Consider the following 22,065-nt stretch of genomic DNA (forward strand, 5'->3'; position numbering starts at 1 on the left):
TACCGACGCTCATCTCCGTGCGGCGTAACCGCCTGCACGACAAAGGGATCCGCGTCGTCGCGGAGCGTCCGGGCGCGAACTCATGGCCCGCCGGGCACCCGAAGTCGAGACACCTCGGGATCGTCCGACGATGCACGGGTCGACCGGCTCGCGATCGCTTCGGAGCCACAACACCAATGTTGTTGGCACACAGGGATTTCAGACCAGAGTGACAAGAACTGTCAGGTCGTCAACGGCTCCGGCGACGGGGGGCAGCTCTGCCTGAACCATACAATCCGCAGCGCCTTCCCGCGAGCCGAGAATCGATCGCGGATCCGACTCGCCGCGCGCACGACGATCCGATGTCACGGCGGCCGTCACATTGAAATGCACTGCAGCACTGTTAGTTTCGCTAGCAAGGCACCGCAATGCAAGGCCTCGAAGTGAAAAGGTGCGAAACGTAGCAGTCCGCCGCCGACCACACGTAGGATCAGACACCGTGTGTCGCGCGGTCACACAACAGGAACGGGTCAGCGGGCGGCGGTACTGCCGAGATTGCCGAGGACCAGTCGGTCCGGAGTCGGGTGGTCCACGAGCGGAGCCGTGGAACGGGCCGGGGGACGCATGATCGTGCAGCGGTGAGCCAGCAGGGTGCCACAGGTTTTGACGGCGGTAATGATCATGTCCTCGGCCAAGGGAAGATCGTCTTCGCGGTAGGCGTACACCGAGAAGCGCACCGTGTGTTGATCACCGAGCGGATCGGGCTGCTGAACCGCTTCGGCGGGGCAGCTCGACAGGAGCATGACAGCGGCGACGAGGTCGGCACAGGGGTCACCGCCGACCAGCGAACCCGAGGCGAAGGCGGCGAACAGCGTGCGCAGGCACGGCTGTTCGGGCCGCTGCTGGGAGTCCTGGATCTGCGACCAACGGCGCAGGGCCGGGTGATCGGCGATATCGGGTCTACCCTGCCAGCGCCTGCGCGCGCACTCGAGCAGGCGGGCGGCGGTCGAGTCCCACAGGTCGGGCGACTCGATCCGGGCGACGATCCGCAGGCGGCGGCATTCGCCGGCAGCGGGGGCTGCGGGCGGTTCGATGAGCGGCGCCGCCGCGTGTCGTTGCGTCTGCATGTGTCGACTCCTACCGCGCGAGAGAAGAACCGAACGAGTGCTGCCGTGCGGCGGCGGAACCGCGCTGCCACGCCAGGCGGAATGCCCACACCGAAGCCAGGGCCGACATCACGACGACGGTCGCGATGGCCCCGAAGATCACCCCGCCGGACCAGCCGACACCGTTGTTCCGCGCGATCAACGCCAACGCGAGAATCGGCCCCGCCGTGATGAACACGGGAATCAGCAAGATCAACCCGAGAGTCACCAGACCCGACGGCGTCATCGCTGTTTTCGCTGCGGAGAAATCCCGTCGGGAGATCATGGTGTGCGGCCCCGACGGCTGCGTGACTGTAGCCATTTCCGCCCTCTCCGTTACCTGAATGGAACCCAGCGAAACTCTCGAGTCCCAAACGTACAGCCCCGATCCGGCATAGCGCGCACTTCGTCATGAAACAGTGATAACTCAAAGTTGAACCCGACCAAACCGCCCGACATCGACGCAGTTCAGACGCCCTTTTGTCGATAGCTTTCGATTTGCTACAGTCAGATTTCATTCAGATCGGGTAACAATTTCGGCGAACGATGGCGCACCTCTCAACGCCTCATCAGCCAGGTCGAAGCCCTTCGTGAAGGAACTCGGCAAAGGTCGTTGTTTCCGAAAAGAACGGTGCCGCCGACAAGTAGCCGGTGATACGAGTTCGCGATGAACAGTTCGACTATCTCCCTGATCAAAATGTCATTGCGCAATTGCCCAGAGGCTCCGGCGATTTCGCGTCGTACGCGTTTTTCTGCGAGCTACCGGCGCTCGATCGGTAACCCCGGTTCGCTACCGAAGCTGCCTTCCCAGCGATTTCGCGCACTAGGACGCACAGGCAGAGAATGGAAAGTTTTGCAGCCCATCGCCTTCGCGAGTTCCTGATCGCCGGGCGCCGCCGACCGCCCGAACACCACCTCGGTGCGATGACGCGATCGGGGCCGACAGGCCCGGACACGACGAGAGCCCCGGGCATCGCCGGGGCCCTTTCCACTTTCAACATATAGCGCATATGGGGACTTGCGGCAAGGCCCCGTGGGTGCTGCACAATCATCCGGTCGCAGTGGAAAAGTACAGTTAGGGGCCTATGTCAGCGCAGGGGTACGAAGAGGAACGCCGGGCCGAGCGGAGCTATGTCGCCGGGTTGTACTCGCGCCTCGATGCCGAGCGGGCACGGGTGAAGGGCCGCTACGGCGCGGCCCTGCGCGCCGAGGGCGACTCCCCCATGGAGCGCGACAACGAGGTGCGGGCGCTGGGCAAAGAAGTACAGCGCCTCGACGTGGCCGACAACGGACTGTGTTTCGGCCGGCTCGACGCGGCGTCGGGCGAGCGGTCCTATATCGGCCGGATCGGGCTGTTCGACGAGTCGAACGAGCTCGAACAACTGCTGCTGGACTGGCGGGCCCCCGCGGCGCGCCCGTTCTACGTCGCTACCGCGGCCAATCCGGAGGGCATGCGCAGGCGCCGCCAGTTCCGTACTCGCGGCCGTCAGGTGGTCGATTTCACCGACGAGGTGCTCGGCAGGCCGGACGGAAGCGAGGGTGGTGCGGACGCGGCCCTGCTCGCCGCCGTCGACGCGCCCCGCGGGGACGGGATGCGCAATATCGTCGCGACGATCCAGGCCGAACAGGACGAGATCATCCGCCTCGAGCATCCCGGCGTGACCGTGATCGAGGGCGGTCCCGGCACCGGCAAGACGGTGGTGGCCCTGCACCGGGTCGCGTACCTGCTCTACACCCAGCGCAGGCGAATGGAGCGCCAGGGCGTGCTGGTGGTCGGCCCGAACCCGGCCTTCCTGAACCACATCGCCCATGTACTGCCCTCGCTGGGCGAGACGAATGTCGTGTTCGCGACCACCGCCGACCTCGTGCCCGGGTTGCACGCGAGCGCGGAGGACCTCCCCGAAGCCGCCCGCCTCAAGGGCTCGCTGCCGATCCTGGACATCCTGGCGGCGACGATCGCGGATCGACAGCGCCTGCCCGAGGCGCCGCTGACGATCGCGCTGACCGATGTGACGGTGCGGATCGACGCCGCGACAGCGGAGTGGGCCAGGCGGGAGGCGCGCGAGAGCGGCCGTCCGCACAACGAGGCGCGCGCGGTGTTCACCGAGATCATCACCTACGTCCTCACCGAACGCGCGATCGCTCGGATCGGCGAGGGGTGGCTGACTCGGGACGACACCGAGGCATGGGAACAACTGCGGTCCGATCTGCTCCGCGAGCTCGCCGAGACCGACGAGTTCACCGCGGCGATCGACCGGTGCTGGCCGATCCTGCGCCCGGAAACCGTGCTGTCCGAGCTGTATTCGTCGCACGATCGGTTGCGCGCGGCGGGTGCGGACGCGGTGCTGTGGCGGGCCGACGGCGGCGCGTGGACGGTGTCGGACGTGCCGTTGCTCGACGAGCTGGTGGACCTGCTCGGCCGCGACAAGGCCGCCGACGACTCCGCCGAGCGAGAACGCAAAGCCGAGGCCGAGTACGCGGCGGGCGTGCTCGACACCCTCATCAGCCGTGAAGACCTGATGGACGACGAAGACCATCTGCTGGCCCAGGACATGCTCTTCGGCGAAGACCTCGCCGAACGCTTCCTCGAGCGAGACACCCGCGAACTCGCCGATCGTGCCGCGGCGGACCGTGATTGGACCTACGGGCACGTGGTGGTCGACGAGGCCCAGGAACTGTCGGAGATGGATTGGCGGGTGCTGATGCGGCGCTGCCCGAGCCGCTCGTTCACGATCGTGGGCGATCTCGCGCAACGCCGGTCGGCGGCGGGGGCGACCTCGTGGGCCACGATGATGGAGCCCTACGTCCCCGGTCGGTGGATCTATCGATCACTGACGGTGAACTACCGCACCCCGGCCGAGATCATGGCGGTGGCCGCCGACGTGCTCGCCGAGTTCGCACCCGATGTTCGACCCCCGGATTCCGTGCGGTCCTGCGGCGTCGAACCCTGGTCTCGTCGGCTCACCGCCGACGAATTGCCCGCTGCGATCGAGGAATTCGTGCGAACCGAGGCGGGCCGCGAGGGGACGAGCATCGTGATCGGCCCGCCGGGTGTACCCGGCACCGTGCCGGCGTCGCAGACGAAGGGCCTCGAGTTCGACGCCGTGCTCGTCGTGGATCCGCAACGAATCCTCGCCGACGGACCCCGGGGCGCCGCCGAACTCTACGTCGCGCTCACACGCGCCACCCAACGCCTCGGCGTGCTGCACCAGAGCCCGTTGCCCGAGTCGCTGCGTGGACTCACCGAGGTCCAACCGGCAGAACAGCTGCGGGCGTAGCGATCTCACACCGGGAGACCACGCCGTCGGCCGAACCGCTTCGCATGCGCGCCTCTCGTGAGATCCGTTGCGGGACAACCACTCAGAAGTAGCGGATCCAGACGTAGATCCAGGCGATGAAGCTGCTGAGCATCGTGACCAACATGCCGTACTTCGTGAACTGCCAGAAGGTGATCCGCTGCCCCGCGCGAGCGGCGATCCCGAGTGCGACCACATTGGCGCTGGCCGCCACCGCCGTGCCGTTCCCACCGAAGTCGGCGCCCAGAGCGAAGGCCCACCACAGTGAACGACCGGTAGCCGGATCCGGCGCCCCCGCGACGATGTCCTCGACCACCGGCGCCATGGTCGCGGTGTAGGGGATGTTGTCGACGAACGCGCCCAGGATCGCCGAACCGAAGACCAGGGCGGTCGCGGCGAGGAAGTAGTCGTCACCGACCCATCCGATCGCGGCGTCACCGATCGTGGCAATCACCCCGGTGTGCACCAGGCCGGCGACCATCACGAACAGACCCATGAAGAACACCAGCGTCGGCCACTCCACCTCCTGCAGGATGTCGCCGATGTCGAGACCGGAGACGAGCACCATGATGCCCGCGCCGACCAGCGCGATCACCGACGGTGCGACATGCAGCACGCTGTGCAGGCAGAAACCGACGACCACACCGGCGAGCACGATCATCGAGCGCACCAGCAGTTTCGGATCGCGGATCGCACGTCGTTCCTGCAAGGCCATCACCGTGTCGACCGAGGCGGGATCGGTGCGCAGCGCCGAGCGGAACAGCACCCGGGTCAGCGCGACGAACAGCACGAAGGTGATCACCACGATCGGCGCCATGTGCACGAGGAAGTCGTTGAACGTGAGTCCCGCCCGGCTGGCGATGATGATGTTGGGCGGGTCACCGATCAGTGTCGCCGCGCCGCCGATATTGGACGCGAGCACCTCGGCGATCAGGAACGGTTGCGCGGCGAGACCGAGGCGTCGGCACACCACCAGCGTCACCGGGGCGACCAGCATGATGATGGTGACGTTGTCGAGAAACGGCGACGCGACCGCGGTGATCAGCATCAGCATCACCATCAGGCGATACGGATTGCCCCGCGAGCGCTTGGCCGACCAGATCGCCAGGTAGTCGAACAGGCCGGTCTGCTTGATGACGCCGACGATGATCATCATCCCGAGCAGCAGGAAGATGACATTCCAGTCGATGCCCTCGTGGGCGGAGTAGAAGACTTCGTCGCCGGGGATCAGGCCGAGCACGGCCATCGCGCCCGCGGCGATCAGAACGGTCTTGACCTTGTCGGCTTTCTCCGTGGCGATGAAGAAGAAGGCGACCACGAAGATGACGACGGCAAGCGCTGCGGCCATGCGCGGCGTCCGTTTTCAGTCGCCGGGGCCGACGACAGCGAGGCTGGTCAGCAACCGTTCCAGGGTGATCGCTCCGCGCAACGTGCGCGAGCGGTCGACCACGGCGATGAGCGGACTGTGCTTGCGCGCCATCAGGATCGCGATTTCCAGCAGGGTCGCGTCGGGGGTGACGGTGACCGGTTTGCTCGCGCCGTCGGGCAGACAGTCGCCGACGGTGAGGCTGCCCGGTTCCTGCCAGAACAGGTCGGCGTGCACCTCGTCGATCGTGCGGACCAGCGTCGGGTCGTCGTGGTAGGAGGCGGGAATCGCCAGGCGCAGCACCTGGGTTCCGGGCAGGACCGCCACCGGCCGGTCCAGCTCGTCGACGACGATCAGACCGGGCAACCGGTTGACCACCATCAGCCGGACCGCGCGGGCGACGGGGTCGTTGATACGGACGGTCGGCAGGTTCATCGCGATATCGCGTGCACGCATGGCATGGCTCCGGGGGGATTCGACTGTGCTCACGGGTGCGCCTTCCGTCCGGTCAGGAGGTCGAGGCGTTGTTCGAGGCGAGTGAGCCGGTCGCCGAACGGCCGCGAATGCATGAGCTCGGCGACCTGATCGGCTTCGTCGGGCTCGAGTTCGATGTCGACCGTTGGTTCGTCGCTGCCACTGGCGTAGGCGAGCAGGCGTCGCGCTCCCGACGAGTGCGTCAGCAGGGCGAAGCGGGCGCCGTGGCAAGTGTGGAAGCTGTGCAGCACACCTGCTCCCGGGATCGTCGTCCGGTCGATATCCATGGCCGGCGGTCCTTCCTCGGCTCGTCGAAAGCGTCTGATCCGAGTCTGGTTCGCGCAGGTCGCGGGCACTATCGGCCGCAACACCCATTTCGCGGACCGGTCCGGCGGGGTAAACGGGTGCGGGATGGGTGCGGGGCACCATGGACAGAATGTGAAGGCGCCAGCATGCTGGTGTCATGAACCGTCTCGCAACGCTGCGAGCAGGACGTGAGCAGCGCATCCGAACGCCGGTGACGGCGTTGTTCTGGCGGATCTGCTTGCTCAACGGCGTGATCTTCACCCTCGGCACGCTGATCCTGGCCTTCTCCCCGGCTACGGTGTCGGCCCGGCTGCGCCTGACCGAGGTGCCGGTGCTGGTGATCGGCCTCGCGGTGATCCTCACGGCGAACGCCGTGGCACTGCGCACCTCGCTGGCTCCGCTCGACGAGCTGGTCGCGTCCATGCGCCGCGTCGACCCGCCGCGGCGCGCGGTCCGCCTCGAGCGCGGTGCGACCGGAGACTTCCATCAGCTGATCGAGACCTTCAACGCGATGCTCGACCGTTTGGAAGCCGAACGGTCGGTGGCCGGTGGTACCGCGCTGGCCGCGCAGGAGGGTGAACGGCGGCGCATCGCCCGCGAACTGCACGACGAGATCGGCCAGAGCCTGACCGTGGCGCTGTTGCGTCTCAAACGCGTCGTCGACCGGGCGCCCGCCGAGCTGCGAGCGGAGGTCGAGGCGGCGCAGGAAACGGTGCGTGGCTGTCTGGACGAGGTCCGCGGGATCGCCTCGCGGCTGCGGCCCGACGTACTCGAAGACCTCGGGCTGCACAGCGCGATCACCGCGCTGTGTCACGAATTCAGCCGCACAGCAGGCATTTCCGTGCGTCGAGAGGTCGACGCGTCGATCAGTCGCCTCGACCCCGACATCGAACTCGTCTGCTACCGGGTCGCGCAGGAGAGCCTGACGAACGTCTTGCGCCACGCGGGCGCCGACGAGGTGACCCTGCTGATCGCGGCACGCGAGGACACCGTGATCCTCGCGGTCACCGACAACGGTCGCGGCGGCGCGGTCGAGGACGGGGCGGGCATCCGTGGAATGCGCGAGCGCGCCATGCTGATCGACGCGACCTTGACCATCACCTCCCCCACGTCGGGCGGCACGGCGGTCGAGCTGGTCATCCCGGTCCCGTCCCGCGATGAGGTACCGGCATGAGCGCGCCCACTCGGATCCTGCTGGCCGACGACCACGCGTTGGTGCGCAGTGGTCTGCGGATGATCCTGGACAACGAGCCGGACCTGCTCGTCGTCGCCGAGGCCGCCAACGGACTCGACGCGGTCACCGCGCTCGCCGACGACAGCATCGACCTGGTGATCCTCGACATCGCCATGCCCCGGATGACCGGGATCCAGGCCGCCCGCGAGATCACCAGGAACAACCATCCGGTCCGCATCCTGATGCTGTCGATGTACGACAACGAGCAGTACTTCTTCGAGTCGCTCAAGGCAGGCGCCTCCGGCTACGTGCTGAAGTCGGTGGCCGATCGCGACCTCATCGAGGCGTGCCGGGCGACGATGCGGGGTGAATCGTTCCTCTACCCCGGCGCGGTCACCGCCCTCGTGCGCGACTACCTACAACTCGCCCGGCAGGGCTCGGCACTGCCGGAAACGATTCTCACTCCCCGCGAGGAGGAAGTGCTCAAGCTGATCGCCGAGGGCTACTCCGCGCGCGAGATCGCCGCCGAGCTGGTGATCAGCGCCAAGACCGTCGACCGGCATCGCGCCAATATCCTGCAGAAACTGGGCCTGCGCGACCGGCTCGACCTGACCAGGTACGCCATTCGCGCCGGACTGATCGAGCCGTGAGAACGCCGAAGGCCCCCGCGAACGCACGCGGGGGCCGGGGTCGAGGTCGGTCATTCCGCGAGCGGATCGACCTGCACACGCTGCTTGCGCCCGACCACCAGGCGCATGACCGGTTCCACGATGCGGGCACCGATCGGGCCGATGATGGCCATCAGGAGCACGTAGGTGGTGGCCAGGGCGGCGAATTCGGCGGGTACCGCACCCGCGGCGACCGCGAGACCCGCGATGACGATCGAGAATTCACCGCGCGCCACCAATGCGGTGCCGGCGCGAGCTCGGCCCAGTTGCGAGGCCCCCGCGCGTTTGGCCGCCCACCACCCGGTGGCGATCTTGGTGATCGTCGTGACCACCGCCAGCAGCACCGCCCAGCCGAGCACCGGCGGAATACTCGCCGGATCGGTGCTCAATCCGAACAGCACGAAGAACATCGCCGCGAACAGGTCGCGCAGCGGTTCGAGGATCTTGGTGGCGTCGTGCGCGGTCGAATCCGAGATCGCGATACCGAGCAGGAACGCGCCGACCGCCGCCGACACCTGCACCGCCGAGGCGATACCCGCCACCAGCAGCGCCGAACCGAGCAGCTTGAGCAGGAAGATCTCCCGATCCTCACTGGCCACGATCGCCGAGACATATCTGCCGTAGCGCAGCGCGACGACGAGCACCACGGTCACCGCGACCAGCGCGATTCCCACGGTGGTCATCCCGGCGACGAACCCGACACCGGCCAGCACCGCGGTGAGCACCGGCAGATACACCGCCATCGCCAGATCCTCGAACACCAGGATCGACAGCACGGTCGGCGTCTCCCGGTTACCCAGTCGACCCAGGTCGTTGAGCACCTTGGCGACGATGCCCGACGAGGAGATGTAGGTGACGCCGGCCATCGCGATCGCCCCGGTGGGCCCGAGGCCGAGCATCAGCGCCACGATCACGCCGGGGGTCGCGTTGAGCACCAGGTCGAGCAGACCCGCGGGCCACGATTTGCGCATGCCGGTGACCAATTCACCGGCGGTGTATTCCAAACCGAGCAACAACAGCAGCAGCACGACGCCGATCTCGCTGGCGATGTGGATGAAGTCCTCCACCTCGTGCAGCTCGATCAGCCCGCCGGTACCGAAGACCAAACCCCCGAGCAGGTAGAGCGGGATCGGCGAGAGGCCGATACGCGCCGCGATTCGCCCGAGCACCCCCAACCCGAAGAACACAGCCCCCAGCTGGATCAGAGCCAGCGCGGTTCCACTGATCTCCACCGGCTCAGCCGTCGGTCAGAATCGAAGCGGCGGCGTCCAACCCGGCATTCGTGCCGACCACGACGACCATATCGCCACTGGCGAACACGAACTCCGGTCCCGGCGAGGCCAGGACCTGTCCCGCGCGCAGGACCGCCACGATCGAGGCGCGCGTTCTGGTCCGCATCTCGGTATCGCCCAACCGCCGCGACGCGTACGGCGAATTCGGCGGAACCAACATCGATCGCGTGCTCACACCGTCGAGTTCGCGATGTTCTTCGCGCAGTTGCGCGACCAACTGGGGTGCGCCGAGCAGGCTCGCCAGCGTGCGGGCCTCGACCGCGGACAGTGGAATCTGGACGGTCGAATCGGGGTCGCCGACCTTGGTGAAGATCAGGTCGGTACCACCGTCGCGGTGGTCGACGACGCCGATGCGGCGGTCCACCTTCGACAGTGAAAACTCTTTGCGGACACCGATTCCCGGCAGGGACGTCACTTCTACATTCATGGGATCACCTAACCTCAGCTAGGGATACCTTACCTGCCCTTTACTATCCGTATGGATTCTCAGCCCGCGCCGAGCAGCCTTCCGGCGGCGTCGAGGCCCTCGTCGGTGCCGATCACGACGACCAGGTCACCGGGAACGAAGGTGAAATCGGTCCCCGGTGAGGGAGTTACCTCACCCGCGCGGACCACCGCGACGACCGAGGCCTTGGTGCGTGTGCGCATCTCGGTGTCACGCAGGGGGCGACCGTCGAAGGGGCTGCCGCGGTCGATCGCGAACTGCCTGGTCGACAGCTCGCCCGCACTGTGGGTCTCCCGCGTCTTCTGCACCACCTGCGGCGCGCCGAGTAACCCGGCGAGCACGCCGATCTCGGTGTCCGACAGGGGAATCGACGTCGTGGAGTCGTAGTCACCGGCGCGCGAGACGACCAGGTCGACGGAGCCGTCGCGATGCTCGATCACGCCGATCCGGCGACGCGCCTCCGCCAGCGGAAAGTCCTTGCATACGCCGATTCCCGGTAAAGGCGTCACATCGATGTTCACGCCCTCACAGTACGACGACATCGGAATAACACCAGTCCCTACCCTGCGCACCCGGCTACACCAGCCACGTCCCCGACCTGACGCAAAGTTAAGGTTAGCGATTGCCGGATCACCCCGGCACCTGTCAGGGAACGGAGTTCGGGATGGCCGCGACGGCACCTCGATCACATCGAGACGACATCTCGGTGCTCGCGGCGCTACGCAGCCCGAGACGCTTACGGACCGAAGTGCTGGGCGGACTGATCGTCGCGCTGGCCCTGATCCCGGAGGCGATCTCGTTCTCGATCATCGCCGGGGTGGACCCGCGAGTGGGGCTGTTCGCCTCGTTCACCATGGCGGTGACGATCGCGTTCACCGGCGGCAGGCCCGCGATGATCTCGGCCGCGACCGGCGCGGTGGCGCTGGTGATCGCGCCGGTGGTGCGCGAGTACGGGATCGACTATCTGATCGCCACGGTACTGCTGGCAGGGGTGTTCCAGATCGTGCTGAGCGTGGTCGGGGTGGCCAGGTTGATGCGCTTCATCCCGCGCAGCGTGATGGTCGGGTTCGTCAACGCGCTGGCCATCTCGGTCTTCTTGACCCAACTCCCGTACCTGATCGGGGTGCCGTGGCTGGTGTATCCGATGCTGGCGGCGAGCCTGGCGATTCTGGTGTTGCTGCCGAAACTGACCACCGCGGTGCCCGCGCCGCTCGTCGCGATCGTGGCGCTCACCGCGGTGACGATGGCGTTGTCGCTGGAGGTACCGAATGTCGGTGACGAGGGCGCGCTGCCGACGAGTCTGCCCTCGCTGGGGATACCGGACGTGCCGTGGAATCTGGACACACTGCGGATCATCGCGCCGTTCGCGCTCGCGATGGCGCTGGTCGGGCTGCTCGAATCGCTGATGACGGCCAAGCTCGTCGACGACATCACCGATTCGCATTCGGACAAGACCCGCGAGGGCTGGGGCCAGGGCGTGGCCAATCTCGTCACCGGGTTGTTCGGCGGGATGGGCGGGTGCGCGATGATCGGCCAGACCATGATCAACGTCAAGGTCTCCGGAGCGCGGACCCGGATCTCGACGTTCCTGGCCGGGGTGTTCCTGCTCGGGTTGGTCGTCGGCCTCGGCGGACTGGTGGCGCAGATCCCGATGGCCGTGCTGGTCGCGGTGATGATCATGGTGTCGGTCGGGACCTTCGATTGGCATTCCATCGCACCGAAGACGTTGCGGCGCATGCCCGTCGCGGAGACCACGGTGATGCTGGTGACCGTGCTCGTCACCGTCGTCACCCACAATCTGGCCTACGGCGTGATCGTCGGGGTGCTGGTCGCGATGGTGGCGTTCGCGCATCGGGTCGCGCACTTCACCGAGGTCGTACCGGTGCCCACCGCCGACGACATCCGCGTCTACAAGGTGCGCGGCGAACTGTTCTTCGCCTCCAGCAACGATCTCGTCTACCAGTTCGACTACGTCGACGATCCGGCGAACATCGTGATCGACCTGTCCGAGAGCCACATCTGGGACGCCTCGACGGTCGCCGCGCTCGACGCCATCACCACCAAGTACGCGAGCAAGGGCAAGCAGGTGGAGATCATCGGGCTCAACGCCGCGTCCGAAGCTCGCCACGTTCGCCTGTCCGGCCTCGGCGGCGGCGAGGCCTGAGAACCCGACGCCGACCAGGGCGATCCAGCGGCGAGCACCCTGCGGCTTGCGTATTCGGGCGAAGTTGTGTGTTGTTGAACAGTGACCAACTCTTCCGGAGACGCGTATCCCCTCACGGACACGATGACCACCACGACGGCGGTACACGACGGCGTCACCGTGCTGACGGTGACCGGTGAGGTCGACCTGGCGACCGCGCCCGCCCTCGATGCCACCATCGAGGCCATCCTGGCCGAGAAACCGGCGGCGCTGGTGATCGACCTGACCGCGGTCGGGTTCCTGGCGTCGGCAGGCATGGCGACGCTGGTCGCCGCGCATCAGCGGGCAGGCGAGACCACCTCGATCGCGGTCGTGGCGGACGGACCTGCCACCAGTCGTCAGCTGAAGATGACGAGCCTGGACCAGGTGTTCGCCATGCACACCACCCTGGATGCCGCCTTGGCGTCGTTCACGTCCTGACACAAGACAACGCGCCGCCGTCCGGAGATTCTCCGAGCGGCGGCGCGTTTATCGTCGGTGGGTGTCAGCAGAGCGAGCGCAGCTGCTCGATCAGCTTCACCCGTCCCGCCGCGTTCTCGGCGATCGGCGTGACGTTGAGCGTGGTAACGCCCGCCTCGGCCATCGCCGCGATGCGCTCCTTCACGAAGCTCTCCGGTCCGATCAGCGACACGTCGCGCACCAGTTCGTCGGGCACGGCCTTGGTGGCGGCCTGCTTGTCACCGGCCAGGTACAGCTCCTGGATGCGGTCGGCGGCTTCGCCGTAGCCGTACTTGGTGGCGAGGGTGTGATAGAAGTTCTTGCCCTTGGCGCCCATGCCGCCGATGTAGAGCGCCAGGTGCGGCTTCACGAACTCGAGCAGCGGGGTGACGTTCTCGCCGATCGCCAGTGCGGGACCGGCGAAGATGTCGAGCTCGCCCAGCGCCGGATCACGCTTGGCCTTGCCCACCGCGAGCGCGTCGCCCCACACGTCGTTCGCCTTCTCCGGCAGGAAGAAGATCGGCTGCCAGCCGTTGGCGACCTCGGCGGCCAGCTCCACGTTCTTCGGACCCAGCGCGGCCAGCAGCACCGGAATGTCCGCGCGCACCGGGTGATTGATCAGCTTGAGCTCTTTGCCCAGGCCGGTGCCGCGGTCGGCGGGCAGCGGGATCTGGTAGTACTTGCCCTGGTAGTTGAGCTTCTCGCGCCGCCACACCGTGCGGCAGATCTCGAGCAGTTCGCGGGTGCGCCCGATCGGAGCGTCGTAGGGCACGCCGTGGAAGCCCTCGATGACCTGCGGACCGGATGCGCCGATGCCGAGGATGAAACGGCCGTCGGAGACGTAGTCCAGGCCCGCCGCCGTCATCGCCGTGAGGCTGGGGGTCCGGGTGTAGAGCTGCAGGATGCCCGAGGCCAGCTGCACGCGCTCGGTGCGGGCGGCCAGGAAGCCCAGCGCGCTCACCGCGTCGAACGAGTACGCCTCCGGCACGAAGACGATGTCGAGGCCGGCGCGTTCCAGGTCGGCGACTTCGGCCGCCGTCTCCTTGAAACCGTCCGTGTAGTTGATGCTCAATCCGATCCGCATGCACCCAACATAGCCTCGGCCGACCCGAGCACCCCGACCGGTCGGTCCGTCGGCGCAGGTGCTGGTCGAGCGGGGTGCGTGGGCGGGCACGCGGTAGCGTTGAGACAAGATTTCCCCGTAGTTCTCGCCGCATCGAAAGGCCACCCCGTCGTGTCGCAGCCCACCGTGTCGCCGCAGCAGATCGCCCCCACCTTCGGTTCGGTGACCTTGGAGCACTATCTGTCGGAGCTGGCGGCGAAGGTGCCCGCCCCCGGTGGCGGGGCCGTCGCCGCGCTGCATGCCGCGCAGGCCGCCGCGCTGGTGGCGATGGTGGCGCGCTACACCACTCGGGCCAAGGACGCGGACAACCGGCCGGTGATCGACCAGATCATCGTGGCCGCCGATGCCGCGGTGGCCAGGTCGCTGGCTCTCGCCGACGCCGACGCGGCCGCGTTCACCGCGGTCGGCGCCGCCTACAAACTGCCCAAGGACACCGACGCCGAGATCGCCGCCCGCACCGCAGCGATCAACGCCGCCCTCGTCGAAGCCGCGCGCGTTCCCGCCGCCGTGGTCGACGAGGCCGACGAAATCCTCTCCCTGGCGGCCGAACTGCTGCCGATCGGCAATCCGAACGTGGTCACCGACATCGGTGCCGCCGCCGACGCCGCCCGCGCCGCGGCGATGAGCTCGCAGCTCAATATCGAGATCAACGTCGGTTCCCTGCCCGCCGACCTCGGCGACCCGTTCGCCGCGGCCCTGCTGCACGTCGAGACCATCGCGGCCCGCGCCGACGCGCTGCACGGCGACGTGCTGCACGCCGTACGCGGCTGAGTCAGCGGTCCGCGGTGAGCACGATCTTGCCGCGGACCCGGCCGGATTCGCTGCGCCGATGCGCGGCGGCGAGTTCGGTGATCGGCAGGATCTCAGCGATGTCGACGGTCAGCTCGCCGCGGTCGACCGCCGCCGCGAGTTCGTCGAGCGCGGCGGTCGTCGGATCGACATAGAGCCGGTGCACTCGCGAATCCGGATGTGTCGGCGGACCTTCGGCGGCCACGACCCGACCGGTATCGCTCAGCACGGTCAACGACCGGTCCGTGTAGTCGCCGCCGATCAGATCCAGCACCAGGTCGATCTCGCGCACCGCGGTGGTGAAATCGGTGGTCGGGTAATCGATCGGTTCGGTGACGCCGAGTCCACGGAGATAGGCATGATTGCCGCTGCGCGCGGTGGCCGCGATCCACGCGCCGCGCCGCGCGGCGATCTGCACCGCCAGATGCCCGACGCCGCCGGCGGCCGCGTGCACGAGGACCCGCTCCCCCGACCGCACCGAGGCCAGCGCCTGCCAGGCGGTGACCCCGGCCACCGGCAGCGCGGCGGCGTGGACCGGGTCGATCGAGGCGGGGACCCGCGCCAGCCGACTCTCCCGCGCCACCGCGTATTCGGCGTTGGCGCCACCGAACACCATGCCGTACACCGCTTCTCCCGGCGCGAACAGCGTCGCGTCCTCGCCCACCTCCGCGACCACGCCGGACACATCGAGTCCGAGCACGAGCGGCGGCTCACCCAGGCTCCGGATCAGGCCGCTGCGCACCTTCCAGTCCGCGGCGTTGACGCTGGTCGCCACAACCCGCACCAACACCTCCCCCGGCCCCGGCGTCGGGCGCGGCACCTGTGCCCGCTCGAAGACGTCGGGTCCGCCGAATGATCTCTGCACCATCTGCCACATACCGTCGAGTCTGCGTCGATCGGTGTCCCAGCGGTAGTAGGCACCTTTCGGATACCGTGGTACCTCATGGATACCGTAGGTGAGCAGAGTTCGGTCGAGGCATTCCTTCGCGACTGCCCCGCGCGGCAATTGCTGTCGGTCCTCGCCGACAAATGGGTCCTGCTGGTGCTCGGCAGCCTGCGCGAGGCGGGCGGGCCGGTGCGCTTCAACGAACTGCGCAGACGCCTCGACGGCATCACGCAGAAGGTGCTCACCCGAACACTGCGCGACCTGGAACGTGACGGCCTGGTCCGGCGCGAGGTGTTCCCCACCATGCCGCCCCGAGTGGAATACGGGATCACCGCACTCGGGGCGGATCTGGGGCGCATCAGCCAGGCGATGGGCGCCTGGGTGGTCGAACACCACGCAGAGATCACCGTCGCCAGGGCCGAATTCGATGCCGCGCGCGGCGTCGAACCGGCCCCGGTGCCGCAACCGGGGCGCTCGGCGTCACCGATCTCGAAGTGAGAACTTTTCATCGGGGCCCCGACCTGCGCGAACGCAAGACGACACACCGGCGGACCCGACGGCCGTTACCACTTCGATAGGTCGAGTTGATCATGGCGGCCTAGACTTGGAATCCGCCTACGAGTGAGTGAAGGGGTGGCGTTTATGAGGAGCGCATTTCGTTTCCTGTTCGTCGCGATCATGGCGGCAATACTGGCCGCATCCTGGTCGGGAGCCGCGTCCGCGGATCTGATCGGGGGCCAGCGCACCCAATACGGCGGTGGCACCTACGCGGAGGCGAATCTGTCGACGCACACCTTCACCGTGAGCCAGGGTGGACAGGTTGTGCGGGTGATGCCCGCCTCGATGGGCAAGCCCGGTTTCGAGACGCCCACCGGCACCTTCAGCGTGCTCGAGAAGGATCGGTCGGTGGTGTTCGACTCGCGCACGATCGGCATTCCGCTCAGCGACCCGGAGGGCTACATCATCGACGGTGAATACGCCGTGCGCCTCACCTGGGGTGGCGTGATGGTGCACTCGGCGCCGTGGTCGGTGGACTCGCAGGGCAGCGCCAACGTGAGCCACGGCTGCATCAACCTCGCACCCGACGACGCCGCCTGGTACTTCGAGAATGTCGGTATCGGCGACGAGGTCTATATCCACTGGTAAACATTTTCCCTCGTGGCATTCGGCGAACGCGCCGTCAGGGCAGTATCGTGCCCGTAACGAAATCGTTGCGGGACATACCCTGACGGCGACGAGCCTGATGAAGGTGGGGCGATGGATCGACCGGATGCGCACAGACCGATCGGGGCTCGACAGCACGACCCGGGATCGGCAGGTGCTCCACTGGCGGCTGTCACCCCGATTCGGCGCTCACGCGACCTCGGCGCACGGCCTCGTCGGCTGAGCGAGCAGCCGACGAGCGGTGCGCGTCATCGCATCGAAGGTGGACCGACGACACCGGCCGGTATTCCGGTCGTTTCGGCGGCCGCCATTCGCGAGGCCGAGGCCGGCCGGGTCGTTCCGGCCGACGCTACCGTCACCGATCGGCTGCCCGTTGTCGGCGGAAAGTTCGATCCCGGTGCGCGTCACCGCCTCCCGGACACCCCGTTCTCGATCGGCGACAACGGACCCGACACCGATGAACTGCCGATCATCACCTCGTCGACCCCGGGGTGGGCAACCCTCGACCATCCCACACCCAGTTACGGCGCCGCGGTGACTCAGCATTCGCGTTCCATACCCGAAGACCGCGGTGCGAATACCTTCCCACCGCGCCCCGCGCCCGATTACCGCGGCACGGACACCTTCCCACCACGTCCTGCTTCCGATTACCGCGGTGCGGACACCTTCCCACCACGCCCGGCGCCCGATTACCGGGGTACGGACACCTTCCCACCGCGCCCCGCGCCCGATTACCCCGACACGGATGCCTTTTCGGCACACGCCACTGCCGAGGACCGCGGTGGCGATGACGAGCCTTCGCGTACCGCACCCGACTACAACGGTGACGACGCAGTCTTCGCGCGGATGATCGATCGGTCCAAGCGACGGCGCGTGCCCCGGTGGGTCGCACCGTTGGTCGCCTCGGTGGCGGGCGCCGTCCTGCTCGGCGGCACCTACGTCCAATTGCGCGGGCCCGCACCGACATCCACGGCGGCGAGCACTCCCCTCGCGCCGAGTTCGGTGAGCCCGGTGACGGCCGAGTGCCCCACCGAACAGATCGGCGCCATGTCCCGGGGCAACGGCGCGGGCGGCACCGAGTCCGGCGTCGCGGCGATCCTGGCCTTCCAATACGCCTATTACGTGGCGCGATCCGGTGATCAGGCGCGGACCCTCGTGGCCGCCGATGCCGTGGCGCCCTCCGCGGCGGCCATCCAGGCCGGAATCGACTCCACCCCGGTGGGTACCACGCACTGCGTGGAGATCACCCCGGGCGCCTTCGCCGATCAATACCTCGTCAAGATCACCGCGTTCCGACCGGATTCGGCGCCGAGCACCTACACACCGCAACTGGTGGGGACCGCCGAGGTCGGCAACAAAACGTTGATCACCTCGTTCGGAGCGGCACCGCGCTAGACCCGAACGCGGGCCCGCCGCACGGCGCGGCCTCGGCACCGACGAGGTGTTCGCCCGTGCGCGCGGAGCGGTCCGTGGTCTACGCGCGCGGACAGGCCTCGGCGTGCTCTCGCGCCGAGACCACGGGAGCCGAACCCCTCAGCGTCGGGGCCGGTCGGCCGACCGGCCCACGTCGACCGCCCCGAGCATGCTCAGCGGTGCAGCAGCTCGATCGCGAAAAGCGTTCAGGCGCGGGCTTTTTCGGCCGCGACGACCACATGACGCATGAGCAGCGCGGTGGTCACCGGGCCGACGCCACCGGGAACGGGGCTCAGCGCCGCCGCCTTGCCGATGACCGACGCCGCGTCGACATCGCCCACGATGCCGCCGTCTTCGGCTTCATTGGTGCCCACGTCGATCACCACCGCGCCCTCGCCGATGTGCTTGCCGGTGACCAGGCCGATCCGGCCCGCCGCGGCGACCACGATATCGGCGGGGGTGGTGACCGCGGCCAGGTCGGCGGTGCGTGAGTGCGCGACAGTGACGGTCGCGTTCTCGGCGAGCAGCAGCTGAGCCAGCGGCTTGCCGACGATATTGGAGCGACCGACCACGGTGACGAGACGGCCCTGCAGTGCGATGCCGTGATGCTTCAGCAGCTCGACGACGGCTTCGGAGGTGGCGGGGACGAAACCGTCGAGGCCGGAGGCGAGCAGACCGAGCGACAGCGGGCTGACGCCGTCGACATCCTTGGTCGCGGCGATCGCCGAACTCACGTCGTCGAGGTTCACCCCGGCCGGCAGCGGGGTCTGCAGCATGATCGCATCGGTGGCCGGGTCGGCGCTGCGCGCGCTCAGTTCGGCGCGAATCGTCTCGGCGCTCGCGTCGGCACCGAGATCGATACGCTCGCAGGCGATTCCGAGTCGTTCGGCGGCCTTGCGCAGGGAGTTCACGTACCAGGCGCTCGCCGGGTCGTCGTTGGCGACGATCAGCGCCAGCGTCGGCGCGGTGCCCGCGGCGGTGAGCGCGGCCGCGCGCTCCTTCGAGTCGGCGTTGATGGCGGCGGCGAGTTCCTTGCCGGTCAGCGAAGCGGTATCCACGGTGAGTCACCTTATCCGCCGCCGGGCGGAAGGCCTGCCGCCGGGCCGCGACGCGCGCAAGCTGGTCGAGGTCCGCCGGGCGCCGCGAGGACGGTCGTAGGGTGTCGGCAGCTCTGCTCTGCCAGCACGTACCGAACCGTTCGCGGGAAGGGTTGCGACTGACTTGAAGATCTCGAGGAACTGGAAACAACTGGCCGCCGCCGTCCTGGCGACCGCAGCATTGACGGGCGTCACCGTCGGCCCAGCCGCCGCGGAAGCCGATGTGACAGCGCTCTACAACTCGGCGCAACGGCATTTCACCGACGGCGACGACGCCGCCGGACGTGCCGACCTCCGCGCCCTCATCGCCGCCGATCCCCATGATGCCGATGCCCTCGCCCTCCAGGCGATCTGGTCGCACTACGCGGGCGATCCGGCCGCGGTCGGTGACGCACTGACCAGGCTCGGCGGAATCGACGCGGGCATGGCGGCGCGCACCAACCACGTGCTGCACGCGGTGACCGCGGCCGCGGCCACCCTGCCCAACCCGCTGCCCGCACTGGTCGGTCCGCAGACCGGCATCGTGGTCCTGGGCTACGGCCTGCTGCCCGACGGCGCGCTGCGACCGGAGCTGGAGAACCGGCTCACCGCGGCGTGGATGCAGGCGATCGCCGCCCCGTTCTCACCGGTGATCGTGACCGGCGGCAATCCGCAGAACGGCATCTCCGAGGCCGAGGCGATGCGGCGCTGGCTGACCGCGCGCGGGCTGCCCGGCGATCGGATCCATGTCGAGGATCGGGCCGGGTCGACGGTGCAGAACGCGCTGTTCAGCACCCGGCTGCTGCGCGATCTCGGTGCGACCAGCGCGGTGGTGGTGACCTCCCCGAATCACATTCGCCGCGCGGTCGCCGACTTCATCGTGGCGGGAACGCATGTGGTGGGGGCGATGACCTCGCTCGAACAGCTGGTTTCCCAGTTGCCCCCGCCCGCGCGCAGTGCCCAGCGTGGGATCTACCTCGACGCGACCCGCACCTTCGAACTGGACAGTTCGCGCTGAGCCGTCGCGCCGCGGCCACGGCCTGCGGTGAGAATTCGTTTGCCAGGTCAGGAACAATCGGCGCATGAGCGGTTCCGGTTTTCCCGAGGTGGTCGTGACGTTGCGGCGTGCGGGATGCGTGTTCGCCGAGGACGAGGCCACGCTGTTGATCGATGCGGCGGCAGGCGATCGGCAGCGGCTGGACACGTTGGTGGGACAACGGGTCTCGGGGACTCCACTCGAATATCTGCTCGGCTGGGTGGAATTCCGGGGACTGCGGGTCGGCGTGCGACCGGGGGTCTTCGTGCCGCGTCAGCGCACCGCGTTCCTGGTGGAGCAGGCGGTCGACGGTGTCGCGCCCGGCACGAAGCGAGCCTGTGTGGTCGACCTGTGTTGTGGCTGTGGGGCACTCGGGCTGAGCGCGGCGACCGAGCTCACCGCGCGGGGCTGCGACGTCGAGCTCGTCGCCGCTGACATCGATCCCGTCGCCGTCGCCTGCGCCCGCGAGAATCTCGCGCCGATGAGCGCACCGGTGTTCGGCGGCGATCTGTTCGACGCGCTGCCGGGAGACCTGCGCGGGCGCATCGACATCCTGCTCGCGAACACACCGTATGTGCCCAGCGCCCGGGTCGCGGACCTGCCGCCGGAGGCCCGCGAGCACGAGCCGCTGGCCGCGCTCGACGGTGGCGTGGACGGGCTCGACGTGTTCCGTCGGGTCGCCGAGGACGCGGCCGAATGGCTGGCGCCGGGCGGCGCCGTGCTGGTGGAAACCGGTGCGGGACAGGTTGATATCGCGTGCTCGGTGCTCACCGCGCACGGTCTCGCACCCCGCGTGGCGCAGTCCGAGGAGTACTACGCCACGGTGGTCGTCGGTATCCGAGATCCTCGCTGACCCCGCCACCGCCGCCCGAAGAACGACGATGCCCCCGTCGAACGATCGCCGTCGCGACCGGTCGACGGGGGCACCCGCACCGAATGCCTACTTGCGCCCGGTGAACTGATCCATCGAGTGGTACACGCCCACCGCGTTCAGGTAGAAGTCGCGAACCTTGATCGGCAGCAGACCGGTCAGTGCCCGGTTCATCCGCGAGGTCCACGGCAGCACCACCAGGGCGCCGCCCTTCTTCATCTCCGACCACGAGGTGTCGACGACCTCGTGCTGCTCGAGCATCGGCGTGAACAGAATGCCCTTCGCACCGTCGAACATGCCGGTGTTGATGTAGGTCGGACAGACCGTGGTGACCTTCACGTGGTCGTGGCCCGCCTGCTCGAGCTCGAGGCGCACCGAATCCGACCAGCCGAGGGCCGCCCACTTCGACCCCGCGTAGACGGCCATGCGCGGGTTGGCGACCAGACCGGCCGACGACGCGATATTGAGCACGCGCGCCTGGCCCGCGCCGGCGACCATGCCGGCCAGGAACTCCAGGGTGACGTACATCGGGGCCAACGAGTTGATCGCCATCGTCTTGTCGATGTCGGCGCGGTTCTCGGTTTCCCAGAAGTAGGTGTTGCCGCGAACGATGCCGGCGTTGTTGACGAGGATGTCGATGCCGCCGACTTCCTTGCGCACGGCCTCGCCCGCCTCACGGATCGAGTCCGGCGAGGACACATCCACCACATAGTGGTGCACCTTGCCGCCCGCGGCGGTCAGCTGGGTCGCCGTCTCGCGCAGCGCCAGCTCGTTGATATCCCACAACACCACCGCGTCGGCGCCTTCGGCAACGGCCTTCTCGGCGAACAACTTCCCGAGTCCCATCGCCGCGCCGGTGATGAGAACCCGCTTGCCTGCGACCGTTTCCAACTTCATCTCGCTACCTACCCCTGCTCGTGT

22 protein-coding genes and 1 pseudogene are annotated in these 22,065 nt (G+C 68.0%); 11 read left to right on the plus strand and 12 right to left on the minus strand.

Annotation, left to right across the window (positions count from 1 at the left end):
• Positions 1-509 precede the first annotated feature (509 nt).
• Positions 510-1,106, minus strand: coding sequence for a hypothetical protein (locus QX204_RS19015; RefSeq protein ID WP_301901130.1), 597 nt, complete (start codon positions 1,104-1,106; stop codon positions 510-512).
• A gap of 10 nt (positions 1,107-1,116) precedes the next feature.
• Positions 1,117-1,446: a hypothetical protein gene (locus tag QX204_RS19020; RefSeq protein WP_301901131.1), complete on the minus strand. Its 330-nt coding sequence runs from the start codon at positions 1,444-1,446 to the stop codon at positions 1,117-1,119.
• A gap of 763 nt (positions 1,447-2,209) precedes the next feature.
• Here QX204_RS19020 and helR point away from each other — a divergent pair.
• Positions 2,210-4,402 (plus strand): RNA polymerase recycling motor ATPase HelR, encoded by a 2,193-nt coding sequence (gene helR / locus QX204_RS19025; protein WP_301901133.1) that lies wholly within the window; start codon positions 2,210-2,212, stop codon positions 4,400-4,402.
• 82 nt (positions 4,403-4,484) lie between these two features.
• On the opposite strand, the gene QX204_RS19030 is transcribed toward helR, so the two are convergent.
• Genes QX204_RS19030 through QX204_RS19040 form a run of 3 tightly spaced genes read right to left on the minus strand, consistent with a single transcriptional unit; the run spans position 4,485 to position 6,547 of the window.
• The gene (locus QX204_RS19030) at positions 4,485-5,768 is read right to left on the minus strand and encodes an ArsB/NhaD family transporter (RefSeq protein ID WP_301901134.1); all 1,284 of its coding nucleotides are present in this window, start codon (positions 5,766-5,768) and stop codon (positions 4,485-4,487) included.
• Between the two features lie 15 nt (positions 5,769-5,783).
• Entirely contained in the window at positions 5,784-6,242 is a 459-nt protein-coding gene (locus QX204_RS19035; RefSeq protein ID WP_301901135.1) for a CBS domain-containing protein, read from the minus strand.
• A gap of 29 nt (positions 6,243-6,271) precedes the next feature.
• Entirely contained in the window at positions 6,272-6,547 is a 276-nt protein-coding gene (locus tag QX204_RS19040; RefSeq protein WP_301901136.1) for a cation:proton antiporter regulatory subunit, read from the minus strand.
• Between the two features lie 176 nt (positions 6,548-6,723).
• Here QX204_RS19040 and QX204_RS19045 point away from each other — a divergent pair, with 176 nt between their 5' ends.
• Positions 6,724-7,740 (plus strand): sensor histidine kinase, encoded by a 1,017-nt coding sequence (locus QX204_RS19045; RefSeq protein WP_301901137.1) that lies wholly within the window; start codon positions 6,724-6,726, stop codon positions 7,738-7,740.
• Positions 7,737-8,390: a response regulator gene (locus QX204_RS19050; protein ID WP_301901138.1), complete on the plus strand. Its 654-nt coding sequence runs from the start codon at positions 7,737-7,739 to the stop codon at positions 8,388-8,390. The genes QX204_RS19045 and QX204_RS19050 overlap by 4 nt, the downstream gene beginning before the upstream one ends.
• A 50-nt stretch (positions 8,391-8,440) precedes the next feature.
• On the opposite strand, the gene QX204_RS19055 is transcribed toward QX204_RS19050, so the two are convergent.
• The 3 genes from QX204_RS19055 to QX204_RS19065 are packed head-to-tail and all read right to left on the minus strand — an operon-like array spanning position 8,441 to position 10,666.
• Complete coding sequence (locus QX204_RS19055; protein ID WP_157125150.1) at positions 8,441-9,634, minus strand: cation:proton antiporter; 1,194 nt, start codon at positions 9,632-9,634, stop codon at positions 8,441-8,443.
• A 10-nt stretch (positions 9,635-9,644) separates the two neighbouring features.
• Complete coding sequence (locus QX204_RS19060; RefSeq protein WP_301901139.1) at positions 9,645-10,127, minus strand: cation:proton antiporter regulatory subunit; 483 nt, start codon at positions 10,125-10,127, stop codon at positions 9,645-9,647.
• Positions 10,128-10,186: 59 nt separating this feature from the next.
• Positions 10,187-10,666 (minus strand): cation:proton antiporter regulatory subunit, encoded by a 480-nt coding sequence (locus QX204_RS19065; protein ID WP_301901140.1) that lies wholly within the window; start codon positions 10,664-10,666, stop codon positions 10,187-10,189.
• Between the two features lie 143 nt (positions 10,667-10,809).
• Here QX204_RS19065 and QX204_RS19070 point away from each other — a divergent pair, with 143 nt between their 5' ends.
• Together QX204_RS19070 and QX204_RS19075 are read left to right on the plus strand one after the other, a co-directional pair.
• Entirely contained in the window at positions 10,810-12,309 is a 1,500-nt protein-coding gene (locus tag QX204_RS19070) for a SulP family inorganic anion transporter (protein ID WP_301901142.1), read from the plus strand.
• Between the two features lie 123 nt (positions 12,310-12,432).
• A complete protein-coding gene (locus QX204_RS19075) occupies positions 12,433-12,768 on the plus strand; it encodes an STAS domain-containing protein (protein WP_101468711.1) in 336 nt (111 codons plus the stop codon).
• A 64-nt stretch (positions 12,769-12,832) separates the two neighbouring features.
• On the opposite strand, the gene QX204_RS19080 is transcribed toward QX204_RS19075, so the two are convergent.
• On the minus strand, positions 12,833-13,870 hold the full coding sequence (locus tag QX204_RS19080; protein WP_301901144.1) for an LLM class F420-dependent oxidoreductase: 1,038 nt from the start codon (positions 13,868-13,870) through the stop codon (positions 12,833-12,835).
• Between the two features lie 150 nt (positions 13,871-14,020).
• Here QX204_RS19080 and QX204_RS19085 point away from each other — a divergent pair, with 150 nt between their 5' ends.
• Positions 14,021-14,680 carry a cyclodeaminase/cyclohydrolase family protein gene (locus QX204_RS19085; RefSeq protein WP_301901146.1) on the plus strand — a complete coding sequence of 220 codons (660 nt, stop codon included), beginning with the start codon at positions 14,021-14,023 and terminating at the stop codon, positions 14,678-14,680.
• A gap of 1 nt (position 14,681) precedes the next feature.
• On the opposite strand, the gene QX204_RS19090 is transcribed toward QX204_RS19085, so the two are convergent.
• A complete protein-coding gene (locus tag QX204_RS19090; protein ID WP_367620137.1) occupies positions 14,682-15,566 on the minus strand; it encodes an NADP-dependent oxidoreductase in 885 nt (294 codons plus the stop codon).
• Between the two features lie 75 nt (positions 15,567-15,641).
• On the opposite strand from QX204_RS19090, the gene QX204_RS19095 reads away from it, so the two are divergent.
• The 3 genes and pseudogenes from QX204_RS19095 to QX204_RS19105 all read left to right on the plus strand — a co-directional run bounded on the left by QX204_RS19095 (position 15,642) and on the right by QX204_RS19105 (position 18,143).
• Positions 15,642-16,082, plus strand: a complete 441-nt coding sequence (locus QX204_RS19095) for a winged helix-turn-helix transcriptional regulator (protein WP_301901149.1) — start codon at positions 15,642-15,644, stop codon at positions 16,080-16,082.
• A gap of 270 nt (positions 16,083-16,352) precedes the next feature.
• Positions 16,353-16,730, plus strand: a pseudogene (locus QX204_RS19100) (L,D-transpeptidase); the annotation flags it as partial.
• Positions 16,731-16,841: 111 nt separating this feature from the next.
• Entirely contained in the window at positions 16,842-18,143 is a 1,302-nt protein-coding gene (locus QX204_RS19105; RefSeq protein WP_301901151.1) for a DUF8176 domain-containing protein, read from the plus strand.
• A gap of 224 nt (positions 18,144-18,367) precedes the next feature.
• Here QX204_RS19105 and QX204_RS19110 read toward each other — a convergent pair whose 3' ends face one another.
• The gene (locus QX204_RS19110; RefSeq protein WP_301901153.1) at positions 18,368-19,219 is read right to left on the minus strand and encodes a bifunctional 5,10-methylenetetrahydrofolate dehydrogenase/5,10-methenyltetrahydrofolate cyclohydrolase; all 852 of its coding nucleotides are present in this window, start codon (positions 19,217-19,219) and stop codon (positions 18,368-18,370) included.
• Between the two features lie 163 nt (positions 19,220-19,382).
• On the opposite strand from QX204_RS19110, the gene QX204_RS19115 reads away from it, so the two are divergent.
• The gene (locus QX204_RS19115; RefSeq protein ID WP_301901154.1) at positions 19,383-20,255 is read left to right on the plus strand and encodes a YdcF family protein; all 873 of its coding nucleotides are present in this window, start codon (positions 19,383-19,385) and stop codon (positions 20,253-20,255) included.
• 64 nt (positions 20,256-20,319) lie between these two features.
• The gene (locus QX204_RS19120) at positions 20,320-21,126 is read left to right on the plus strand and encodes a putative protein N(5)-glutamine methyltransferase (protein ID WP_301901156.1); all 807 of its coding nucleotides are present in this window, start codon (positions 20,320-20,322) and stop codon (positions 21,124-21,126) included.
• Positions 21,127-21,213: 87 nt separating this feature from the next.
• On the opposite strand, the gene QX204_RS19125 is transcribed toward QX204_RS19120, so the two are convergent.
• Positions 21,214-22,041: an SDR family NAD(P)-dependent oxidoreductase gene (locus QX204_RS19125; protein WP_301901157.1), complete on the minus strand. Its 828-nt coding sequence runs from the start codon at positions 22,039-22,041 to the stop codon at positions 21,214-21,216.
• Between the last annotated feature and the right edge of the window lie 24 nt (positions 22,042-22,065).

The organism is Nocardia sp. PE-7 (genome assembly GCF_030486425.1).
Lineage (GTDB): Bacteria > Actinomycetota > Actinomycetes > Mycobacteriales > Mycobacteriaceae > Nocardia > Nocardia salmonicida_A.

Bases quoted from the DNA above. Each gene is read 5' to 3' on its own strand.
- QX204_RS19080 (WP_301901144.1), bottom strand. From the start codon at position 13,870: ATGCGGATCGGATTGAGCATCAACTACACGGACGGTTTCAAGGAGACG.
- QX204_RS19070 (WP_301901142.1), top strand. From the start codon at position 10,810: ATGGCCGCGACGGCACCTCGATCACATCGAGACGACATCTCGGTGCTC.
- QX204_RS19095 (WP_301901149.1), top strand. From the start codon at position 15,642: ATGGATACCGTAGGTGAGCAGAGTTCGGTCGAGGCATTCCTTCGCGAC.
- QX204_RS19120 (WP_301901156.1), top strand. From the start codon at position 20,320: ATGAGCGGTTCCGGTTTTCCCGAGGTGGTCGTGACGTTGCGGCGTGCG.
- QX204_RS19075 (WP_101468711.1), top strand. From the start codon at position 12,433: ATGACCACCACGACGGCGGTACACGACGGCGTCACCGTGCTGACGGTG.
- QX204_RS19105 (WP_301901151.1), top strand. From the start codon at position 16,842: ATGGATCGACCGGATGCGCACAGACCGATCGGGGCTCGACAGCACGAC.
- QX204_RS19090 (WP_367620137.1), bottom strand. From the start codon at position 15,566: ATGGTGCAGAGATCATTCGGCGGACCCGACGTCTTCGAGCGGGCACAG.
- QX204_RS19125 (WP_301901157.1), bottom strand. From the start codon at position 22,041: ATGAAGTTGGAAACGGTCGCAGGCAAGCGGGTTCTCATCACCGGCGCG.
- QX204_RS19045 (WP_301901137.1), top strand. From the start codon at position 6,724: ATGAACCGTCTCGCAACGCTGCGAGCAGGACGTGAGCAGCGCATCCGA.
- QX204_RS19040 (WP_301901136.1), bottom strand. From the start codon at position 6,547: ATGGATATCGACCGGACGACGATCCCGGGAGCAGGTGTGCTGCACAGC.
- QX204_RS19030 (WP_301901134.1), bottom strand. From the start codon at position 5,768: ATGGCCGCAGCGCTTGCCGTCGTCATCTTCGTGGTCGCCTTCTTCTTC.
- QX204_RS19020 (WP_301901131.1), bottom strand. From the start codon at position 1,446: ATGGCTACAGTCACGCAGCCGTCGGGGCCGCACACCATGATCTCCCGA.
- QX204_RS19015 (WP_301901130.1), bottom strand. From the start codon at position 1,106: ATGCAGACGCAACGACACGCGGCGGCGCCGCTCATCGAACCGCCCGCA.
- QX204_RS19035 (WP_301901135.1), bottom strand. From the start codon at position 6,242: ATGCGTGCACGCGATATCGCGATGAACCTGCCGACCGTCCGTATCAAC.
- helR (WP_301901133.1), top strand. From the start codon at position 2,210: ATGTCAGCGCAGGGGTACGAAGAGGAACGCCGGGCCGAGCGGAGCTAT.
- QX204_RS19050 (WP_301901138.1), top strand. From the start codon at position 7,737: ATGAGCGCGCCCACTCGGATCCTGCTGGCCGACGACCACGCGTTGGTG.
- QX204_RS19060 (WP_301901139.1), bottom strand. From the start codon at position 10,127: ATGAATGTAGAAGTGACGTCCCTGCCGGGAATCGGTGTCCGCAAAGAG.